This window comes from Sporosarcina obsidiansis (genome assembly GCF_009651005.1).
GTDB classification, from domain to species: Bacteria; Bacillota; Bacilli; order Bacillales_A; family Planococcaceae; genus Sporosarcina; species Sporosarcina obsidiansis.
On record NZ_WHVW01000024.1, the window covers coordinates 41,579 to 50,902 of the forward strand.

A 9,324-nucleotide genomic window follows, 5' to 3' on the forward strand; every position below is an offset into this window, starting at 1 on the left:
AACTGTAAATATTCAGCTAACTATAAAATCAAGCAAAGAACATATTTTGGTTTAGAGTCATAAAAATTAACTATTCAAGTTGGCTCTTTATAAGCATTTTTCATCTTAATGAAACATATAATGTTGACTGGTTTATTGAATAATCTTGGTATTAGGGTCAGAACCATTTAATTAAATACTGAAATTCAGTCATGAAACGGTTTCTATTTTCATTATAATATTTCTAGTTTAATCTCTTACTGAAGTAATATAGTTTCTTTAGTCAAGTTCCAATCATCCCTCCCTATCTTGTTTTAAGTATCGAATTAGTTCTTCTTCACGTGCAATATTTATCTTTTCGGAGAAAGCAGGATTCCACTTGTAGTAGCCTTCCATTGATTTAGCTCCCAACTTCCCCTCCTGCACATACTGATTCAAACTTGATGCCGACTGTTTCGCAGTGGATAAATCCTGATACAAGTAATTTGATATATTTTTGTAAATGTCCAGTCCACCCATGTCTGCTGATAAAAATGGGCCTGTCACAGGTAACCTTCTGCCGATACTATAAGTAACCGCTGCATCGATATCTTCCTTCGAAGCTATGCCTTCTTCTAAAATATATTGAGCTTCACGTAATAAGGCAAACTGCAAACGATTTCCTACAAAGCCCGGAACTTCTTTTTTCACTTCAATTGGCTTTTTATCCATCTGGCTCATTAATTCCAATGAGCGTTTAACAGTTGAGTCGCTCGTTTTCTCGCCCCGTACCACTTCTACAAGAGGAATCAAGTGAGCCGGATGCCAAAAATGAGTGATTACTAGGCGTTCAGGATATTGAAGGCCTGCTGCTATTTCAGTTGGACTGAGTGCAGAGGTATTGCTTGCTAAAATGACAGTTGGATCGCAGAGTTCATCCAGTTTCTGAAATATTTCCCTCTTTAATTCTAATTGCTCAGGCACTGCTTCGATAACAAAAGTTGCACCCTTGACCGCATGTTCGATTAAAGTCAAAGGGGTCACTCTGTTTTGAACTAATATTGCTTCTTCTTCTGTCATGAAACCATTACCGACAAGTATTTGTAATTTACTGACCATACTTGTTAAGGCACGATCTAAGTCATCCTTATCCATCCCCTGCATTTTCACATCGAATCCTGCCCATGCCGCACTTAAAGCAATTAAATGTCCCATCGTACCGCTGCCAATGATTGCTATTTTCTCCATCGAACAACCTCCTTATTTAACTAAAAACGATACCCGAAAAATCTGGTATCGTCACAAGATTATTGCATCATAAGATTTGGTACTATTGTAAAGCTAGCCTCGGTTTTTTCAATTACTTCTTCTACCGTGACACCAGGAAATACTTCAACCAATACCATACCTTCATTGGTAAAATCAAAAACCGCTAAATCTGTAATGAGCCTGTTTACAACACTTTGGCCCGTCAATGGTAACGTACAAGTTTTTTTAACTTTGGATTCCCCGTGTTTGTTAACATGATCCATAATTACAACAACACGTTTAGCACCGACTACTAAATCCATAGCACCACCCATTCCCTTGATTACTTTCCCAGGAATCATCCAATTGGCTAAATCTCCATTCTCCGCTACTTCCATACCACCCAGAATCGCCAAATCTATATGACCTCCCCGAATCATCGCAAAAGATTCAGCACTATCAAAGAATGATGAACCTGAAACGGTCGTGATGGTTTCTTTTCCTGCATTGATTAAATCAGCATCCTCATGACCTTTTATGGGATAAGGCCCTATTCCAAGCAATCCATTTTCCGATTGTAATAACACATTGAAGTCTTCCGGGATTTCATTAGCGACAAGTGTCGGCATCCCAATTCCAAGATTCACATTCATCCCATCTTCAATTTCCTGCACTGCCCGCTTCACAATATTTAGTCGTCTTTCGACCATCTTGAACTCTCCTTTTTACGCTTCAGCCACTGTTAAGCGTTCAATACGTTTTTCATAGTCTGTTCCTAGTAAAATACGTTGTACAAAAATGCCTGGCGTATGAATTTCATCAGCACTCAGCTCACCAGCTTCTACAATTTCTTCCACTTCAACAATTGTGATTTTTCCTGCCATGGCTGCAAGCGGGTTAAAGTTTCTCGCTGTTTTCCTATATACCAAATTACCAAGTGTGTCGGCTTTCCATGCCTTCACCAACGCAAAATCACCAACGATCGCTTCTTCAAGTAGAAAGGTTTTGTCATTAAACTCTTTCGTTTCTTTTCCTTCCGCAATCGGAGTACCGACCCCAGTTGCTGTATAGAATCCAGGTATTCCTGCGCCTCCTGCTCGAATTCTTTCTGCAAGTGTTCCTTGTGGGCACAATTCGACCTCAAGCTCCCCGTTCAAAAATTGCTGTTCAAAAATCTTGTTTTCCCCAACATAAGAAGCAATCATTTTTTTGATTTGCTTAGTTACGAGTAATTGTCCTAGGCCACTATGATCTGTACCACAATTATTGCTAACTATTGTTAAATTTTTTGTCCCTCTATTATGTAATGCTTCTATCGATTTTTCCGGTATGCCACAAAGACCAAATCCTCCTACAATGATCGTTTGACCATCTTGAATATCTGAAATCGCTTCCGAAAATGAATGAAATACCTTATTCATATACTAACCTCCTCTTATAGTAATACTTTACATAGTTAGTAGTTGTATGTAAAATATTTATAATGAATTATAAATATTCCGAGACAGAATAAAGAAGGGTGACCCCTATGGAACTCAAAGATCTTAAGGCGTTTATAGAAGTTGCAAATCATACGAGCTTTACAAAAGCCGCAGATTCTTCATATATTTCTCAGCCTTCTCTAAGTAAGTCCGTAAAAAAATTGAAGAGGAACTGAATGTCACATTGTTCAATCGTTCCACCCGCAATTTGAAGCTGACTGACGCGGGGAATATCGTCAATGAGCGGACAAAACAAATATTCCACTTATTAGACGAACTACCTCTTTTATTGGAGGATCTTGCTGAAGGTGTTTCAGGAGAACTTAAAATCGGCATGCCCCCTTGATCGGTACACTTTTCTTTCCTCAGATTGCTATGAACCTCAAAGAAAGTTATCCTCAGATCACAATTGAGTTGCATGAGCTAGGAGCCAGAGTAATCGAAGAACTGGTTGATAAAGGGCAAATAGATGCTGGGATTATTGTTTTGCCGACTGATACGAGCAGTTTTCATGTACAGCCTTTCATTTCAGATAAGTTCTATTTATTTGTTCATAAAGACCATCCGTTTGCCGAAAAGGATATGGTTGCATTATCAGATTTACAGGATGAAAAACTCATTCTGTTTTCCAAAAGTTTTGCACTGCACTCCTACATAATTTCCGCGCGTAAAGAAGCTGGTTTCAACCCTAATATTTCATACGAAAGTTCTCAATGGGATTTAATAATCGAACTTGTCGCATCGAAGTTGGGGATCACACTTCTTCCACAATCCATTTCTGTAAAACTCAATAACGATCAAGTTAAGATGGTACCTTTGAAAGAGCCACCTTTATTATGGAAGTTAGGGATTATTACAAAAAAAGACACCTATAACTCTTTTGCTCTCAAAAAATTTATGGAAATGTTTCAAGATGAAAAATTGTCGCATCACTTTCCCAAAGTAGCTGAAACACAGCAATAAAATCACCCGTGACGACACCAATTCCGCGAATACGATTAAAGCCAACTTGGAAATTCACTATCCAATTGGTTCAAGTCATAGCCGAGGTAAGGGGGCGTTGGAATGGACACCAACAATACCTATATGGAAATCCACTTTTACATATCGATATTCAACTCTTAACCATCAAATAAATACAAACCTCTTTTCACAATTCAACACGACCTGTACAAAACAGTACTTTTTATTTAACTGACGTGAATCTTCTAGAAGGCAACGAAAAGATTTCTTCTGCCTCTTCAGGAGTGGCAACTTCTCTTCCTAGTTCTTTTGCGATCATTACTAGACGCTTAATGAAATCTGCATTCGATTTCGCTAATTCCCCTGGACGTATTTCTATACATTCCTCCATACCTACTCTAGTATGTCCGCCTAGTCCGATAGCGATCGTATGCATCAGCAATTGATTTTGCAGTGCAATGACACCCCAAGTCGAACCTTCCGGCAAATGATCGATCATGCTCAATAAAGCTTTCGGTGTTGCAGGTGCGCCACCCGGAGCACCAACGATCAATTGAAAATGATACGGCGCCGAAATAAGACCCTCAGCGATTAACTTTTTTGCATTTTCTATCATCCCCAGATCAAACACTTCTAACTCAGGCTTCACTTTGCATTCTTGCATTTTCTTTCCTGCCGCACGTAGATAGTCAGGAGAATTCATAAAGGCAACTTCGCCAAAATTCAATGAACCCATGTTTAATGATGCTAATTGGGGAGACAAGTCACAGACGCTGAGACGTTCTTCGTCAGGCGCATTTAGTTTAGATGCAGTTGTCAGTCCAATTAGAATATCACAACGTTCTTTAATTTTTGAGACAGCTTCTTTAAATACATTTAAATCACCTGTACCAGACCCGTCTTCTCCACGTACATGGAGGTGAACAATTGCTGCACCTGCCTCACATGATAGTCGGACCTCTTCTGCAATCTCTTCAGTTGTAATTGGTACATACGGTGTATCTTCTTTTGTAATCAATCCACCGTTAGGCGATACGGTAATAACAAGTTTCTCCATTATACATCCTCCTCATGAGTTAAATCTTTACTGTCGTTCAATCCAGTTTTGAAGAACCTCTGCAACTGCAACCGGTTGTTCTAGTGGCATCATATGACCCGTATCCACAATCATTTTAAACTCTGTATTAGACGCACTTGCCGCCAACTCTTGTAATTGACCTGCCGGAACAACTCCATCTTCTTTTCCTGCAACTACCAGTTTAGGAATGGCAGCTTCTTTAAAAATAAGTGTTCGATCCCGTCTCCCCATTGTTGCTTTTACATGTGCAATAAAGCGTTTAGGACCGTAATCATTAACTATTTTCCGGCGTGTTCGCATCATCTCTTTATTTTTCAAACTGTTTGGATGGAATGTTAGCGGTCCGTTTGCTTCCATCATTTCAAAGTACTCACCATTTTCTGCCCGACCAATCGCCTTGTTTCGAACGATTTTTTGCTGTTCCGAATCGGCAGTCGTATTGGATCCAAGCAAGATGAAACCCTTTATAAGTTCAGGTGCCTTTTCTAGCATCGCCAATGCTACATATCCACCGAAAGAAAATCCGCAAAGATAAACAGGTTCCTGCATTCCTTCCAGTAATTGATTCGCAATCTCATCAATATCTGAAATCGGTGGAATGTCAACGGCTTGAACATTCCAGTCGGCAGGCAAATATTGCTGCACTTGACTCCACGTCTCAGCTGTATTATTCAATCCCGGAATTAGAACTACATTTGTCGTCAACTAACAGCACCTCTTTTTTATAAGCATTGCAAATTGCAATTTACTATTACGAAATCTCATACAGGGAATGCCTGCTCCTTTTATTTCGCAGGTCTTTCTCCATAAATCCGATCCCCGTCTACCCAGCAAGCATGAGTTCCAGTTTGGATAACATGCGGCAAGATAATAGTGGCAACTGGACCTCTTTCAATTTCTTTTGCATCCAGAATAATGCATTCTGACTGATTTTTCTTCATATCCACTACCATCGTAATGACATAGCCATCATCTTCCTCGACAGATTTTGGGGTTCGAGCAATATGAGGCTCGTCTCCATATCTTCCTTCCCCATATTCATAACGTGTCGAAGTTCCTGTCAGGAGATCATATTTTTTAATACCCGTGAACAACCAATCTCCTTTTTTGAACAATGTATTATAACTGTATCGATATTTATATCCAACGTAATCATTGTTGACAACCGGAAATTCAGTCACCTCGTCGTCAATACATTCTTCTGTTGTCTTACCTGTTTTCATATTAAATCGGAATCTCCACATATGTGTCTTCGTTCTATGTTTATCCAAATGGGCAAGAATTCGTTCAAATGGATCTGCATTCTTTTCTCCTACCCCCGGTGCTTTTGGTTGGAAAGACACGCAAGCGTCCATCACGACTTCATCTCCATCTTCATACGAGTTTGACAAGTGAAGAATATAGCAAGGTGTCGCTTCAAACCAACGAATTTGTGAATTATCTCCAAAACGTGGGATTACACCAAATCGGCTTGGAATATCCTTAAAGAACTTTGTTTGACGTATGCCCTTCGCCAGATCTTTTTCGTCAAAGAACATAGGCAAATCGTGTAATATCGTATAATTTTGGGTGATCCCCATATCATGCGGCCAGCGTGCTCCCGGCAACTCAACCGGAACATAATGAACCATTTCATTATCACGATTAATAACACCATAATGCATGTATGGATAGGTTTCTCCAAAATTAAAGAACATCATATCCCCCGTGTACACATCCACTTTGTAGTGAGAGCTGATTCCCTCTTTACCTAGGTGCTTCCCCCATGCACTTGCACCAGTCGTTTCCAATGTAAGCGGATTCAAACGATAGGGTTCACTACCCTGTGACATGGAAGCAAGTAGCTGACCAGCATGCGCAATGACATCTGTTCCTGCATTATCTTTCATGGAACCGATTGCACCCCAGCCCCGGTACGTATACATTTCAGGTTGAAGAAGTCCAGGCCATATCGATCTGCCAGCAGCCTGTTCAGCTAAAAATCCGACTGTTTCGACAAAGCGGTTACGGTACGTAGCTTTACCATTCTCAAAATGAATTGCGTGTAGCATACCATCTCCATCAAATGGGTGATATAAGCCAAGCGCTTCGTGTACTTGATTGTGCGTGTTACGTACATAAATCCCATGTAAATCTTTTGGAATCTCACCAATTACCTGCAGACTATCTGTATCAGCTGTATATTCAGTATCATTTGGTTTAAATGCACCTTTTAGAAAAGGATTTCCTTCAGTTTTCAGACTGGACAGTTCGTATTTCTTATGGACCTCTATCATTCTATTTCCCCCTCAAATATTTTAATTTTTTAATACTTCTAATTATATATAAAACTCCTTGTATGTCAACCGTTATATATGTATATTTATATATAGTCATCTTTTAATCGTTTTAGTTAATAATGTCGAAAGAAAGGAATTGATCATCATGACAAAAGAGATTAAATTTGGTGAAGAAGTACGAAAGTTGATGTTAAATGGAGTTAATCAGCTAGCAGATACAGTAAAAGTTACGTTAGGACCCAAAGGAAGAAATGTATTATTACAACGGGACTATGGTCCTCCACTCATCACGAATGATGGAGTAACTATTGCGGGATCTATTCAACTCGCGGATCCATATGAAAATATGGGTTCCATGCTAGTAGTTGAAGTCGCCACTAAAACGAACGAGAAGGCTGGCGATGGTACTACAACTGCAACTGTTCTGGCCCAGGCGATGATTCGTGAAGGCTTGAAGAATATTACGGCCGGAGCAAATCCAGTAGGCATTAGAAGTGGTATCGAAAAAGCTGTTGCAATCGCAGTCAATAAACTAGAAAATATCTCGAAAGATGTTCATGATAAAAATTCAATTAGACAAGTTGCTGCTATTTCTTCAGGAAGCCATGAAATCGGTGAATTGATTGCAGAAGCTATGGATACTGTAGGAAAAGATGGGATCATTACACTAGAAGAATCTAACGGCTTTGCAACCAATTTAAAAATTGTGGAAGGGATGCAATTTGATCGAGGATACAGTTCGCCACATATGGTGACAGATTATGATCGCATGGAAGCTGTCCTGGATAATCCCTATATATTAGTGACAGATCATCGACTGATAAATTTACAAGACATCGTAGGAATTTTAGAGAAAGTATTAGAAGAGCAAAAACCACTTCTCATCATTGCAGATGATATTGAAGGAGAAGCCCTATCTACCTTAGTGGCAAATAAGTTACGCGGTGTGCTAAGTGTTGTTGCCGTCAAAGCCCCAGGATTCGGAGAACGACGTAAGGCAATACTTGAAGATATAGCTGCCTTAACGAATTCTCAGCTAATCGCGGAACATGTAGGGCTAGAATTAAAAAATATAATCATTGAAAATTTAGGCAGTGCCGCGAAGGTGATTGTCACAGAAAACCATACAACCATCGTGGATGGAATAGGTGAAAAAGAAGACATCCAAAAAAGAGTGCAACAAATCCGAAATCAAATCGAGAGCGAGGTTTCTGCATTTGAAACAGAAAAATCAAAAGAGCGTTTGGCACAATTAACAGGCGGCATTGCGATTATAAAAGTCGGAGCCCACACGGAAACCGAATTGCAAGAACGCAAACTTCGTATGATTGACGCATTAAGTGCCACCCGAGCTGCGGTGCAAGAGGGCGTGGTTCCAGGTGGAGGCACTGCATTGATGAATGTTTATAAAACAGTAGAAAGTCTTCTTAAAACGACTGAAGGTGACGAAGCAACTGGTGTTAATATCGTTTTACGTGCTTTAGAGGAACCTATTCGTCAGATTGCAACTAATGCCGGTTATGAGGGATCTATCATTTGTGAACGAATTAAAGAAGAAAAATTAGGAATCGGGTTCAATGCAGCGAACGGAACCTGGGTGAATATGTTGCAAGAAGGAATCATTGATCCAACTAAAGTGACACGCTTTGCATTGCAAAACGCAGCCTCCGTAGCGGGCATATTTTTAACAACGGAAGCCGTTGTCTCAACGATTCCTGGAACTGAAGAACATGACAACTCACACGGTGGCACGCATCATCACCATTAATATAGTAGGAAATCATTCAGTAAGCTTTTAAATTAAATGAGGCTGGGACATAAGTAGAAAATCTATTGCAATTAACAAAAAAGGCAAAATTAAAACCGCGTGAAACCAAGGTTCTTGTAACTTGGATTCACGCGGTTTTTTCATTTTATTGAGTTTTGTCCTAGCCTCTTTTTATGATAATGGGATAAAATGATTGAATGTACACAAAGAGCCGCCATAGGAAATTAGTACATTCCTTCCTTGGCAGCACATAGTTCTTCATTTGTTTGTAGATACACTTATTTGTTTACTCTTCATTTTTTTTATGAAAGGCACAATAATGACTGCAATGATAACTATTAAGATGGCTAATGACATAGGTCGGATAAAGAAAATTGAGTAGCTTCCTTCTGATAAGATTAAAGCACGTATAAAGTTTTCTTCAATTATTGGGCCAAGAACAAAAGCGATAACAAAAGAAGCCAATGAATAATGAAGTGACCCCTTAAAGTTAGACACGGTTATTTCATCAGGCAGCTTTGGTAAAATGAGTTCGGTATTGCACCGGAC

8 protein-coding genes and 2 pseudogenes are annotated in these 9,324 nt (G+C 39.5%); 3 read left to right on the top strand and 7 right to left on the bottom strand.

What is annotated here, in order from left to right; translation table 11 throughout:
- Positions 1 to 273 precede the first annotated feature (273 nt).
- Genes GD002_RS15465 through GD002_RS15475 form a run of 3 tightly spaced genes read right to left on the bottom strand, consistent with a single transcriptional unit; the run spans position 274 to position 2,627 of the window.
- On the bottom strand, positions 274 to 1,206 hold the full coding sequence (locus GD002_RS15465) for a 3-hydroxyacyl-CoA dehydrogenase family protein (RefSeq protein ID WP_153733269.1): 933 nt from the start codon (positions 1,204 to 1,206) through the stop codon (positions 274 to 276).
- Between the two features lie 59 nt (positions 1,207 to 1,265).
- Entirely contained in the window at positions 1,266 to 1,916 is a 651-nt protein-coding gene (locus GD002_RS15470; RefSeq protein WP_153733270.1) for a 3-oxoacid CoA-transferase subunit B, read from the bottom strand.
- A gap of 15 nt (positions 1,917 to 1,931) precedes the next feature.
- On the bottom strand, positions 1,932 to 2,627 hold the full coding sequence (locus GD002_RS15475; protein ID WP_153733271.1) for a CoA transferase subunit A: 696 nt from the start codon (positions 2,625 to 2,627) through the stop codon (positions 1,932 to 1,934).
- A 107-nt stretch (positions 2,628 to 2,734) separates the two neighbouring features.
- Between GD002_RS15475 and GD002_RS18145 the strand changes: the two are divergent.
- Positions 2,735 to 3,033 (top strand): annotated as a pseudogene (locus GD002_RS18145) (LysR family transcriptional regulator).
- Positions 3,030 to 3,650 (top strand): LysR substrate-binding domain-containing protein, encoded by a 621-nt coding sequence (locus tag GD002_RS15480; RefSeq protein WP_228548399.1) that lies wholly within the window; start codon positions 3,030 to 3,032, stop codon positions 3,648 to 3,650. The pseudogene GD002_RS18145 and the gene GD002_RS15480 overlap by 4 nt, the downstream one beginning before the upstream one ends.
- Positions 3,651 to 3,873: 223 nt before the next feature.
- On the opposite strand, the gene GD002_RS15485 is transcribed toward GD002_RS15480, so the two are convergent.
- The 3 genes from GD002_RS15485 to GD002_RS15495 form a co-directional block, all read right to left on the bottom strand.
- Positions 3,874 to 4,707 (bottom strand): BKACE family enzyme, encoded by an 834-nt coding sequence (locus GD002_RS15485; RefSeq protein ID WP_153733272.1) that lies wholly within the window; start codon positions 4,705 to 4,707, stop codon positions 3,874 to 3,876.
- A 27-nt stretch (positions 4,708 to 4,734) separates the two neighbouring features.
- On the bottom strand, positions 4,735 to 5,433 hold the full coding sequence (locus GD002_RS15490; protein ID WP_153733273.1) for an alpha/beta fold hydrolase: 699 nt from the start codon (positions 5,431 to 5,433) through the stop codon (positions 4,735 to 4,737).
- 80 nt (positions 5,434 to 5,513) lie between these two features.
- Entirely contained in the window at positions 5,514 to 7,004 is a 1,491-nt protein-coding gene (locus tag GD002_RS15495; protein ID WP_153733274.1) for a carotenoid oxygenase family protein, read from the bottom strand.
- Between the two features lie 148 nt (positions 7,005 to 7,152).
- Here GD002_RS15495 and groL point away from each other — a divergent pair, with 148 nt between their 5' ends.
- A complete protein-coding gene (gene groL, locus GD002_RS15500; protein WP_153733275.1) occupies positions 7,153 to 8,775 on the top strand; it encodes a chaperonin GroEL in 1,623 nt (540 codons plus the stop codon).
- A gap of 258 nt (positions 8,776 to 9,033) precedes the next feature.
- Here groL and GD002_RS17975 read toward each other — a convergent pair.
- Positions 9,034 to 9,324: pseudogene (locus tag GD002_RS17975) on the bottom strand (hypothetical protein); the annotation flags it as partial.

What these genes read in the sequence shown, in the direction of transcription:
- groL (WP_153733275.1), top strand. Translation starts at nt 7,153, where the DNA reads ATGACAAAAGAGATTAAATTTGGTGAAGAAGTACGAAAGTTGATGTTA.
- GD002_RS15475 (WP_153733271.1), bottom strand. Translation starts at nt 2,627, where the DNA reads ATGAATAAGGTATTTCATTCATTTTCGGAAGCGATTTCAGATATTCAA.
- GD002_RS15465 (WP_153733269.1), bottom strand. Translation starts at nt 1,206, where the DNA reads ATGGAGAAAATAGCAATCATTGGCAGCGGTACGATGGGACATTTAATT.
- GD002_RS15485 (WP_153733272.1), bottom strand. Translation starts at nt 4,707, where the DNA reads ATGGAGAAACTTGTTATTACCGTATCGCCTAACGGTGGATTGATTACA.
- GD002_RS15495 (WP_153733274.1), bottom strand. Translation starts at nt 7,004, where the DNA reads ATGATAGAGGTCCATAAGAAATACGAACTGTCCAGTCTGAAAACTGAA.
- GD002_RS15470 (WP_153733270.1), bottom strand. Translation starts at nt 1,916, where the DNA reads ATGGTCGAAAGACGACTAAATATTGTGAAGCGGGCAGTGCAGGAAATT.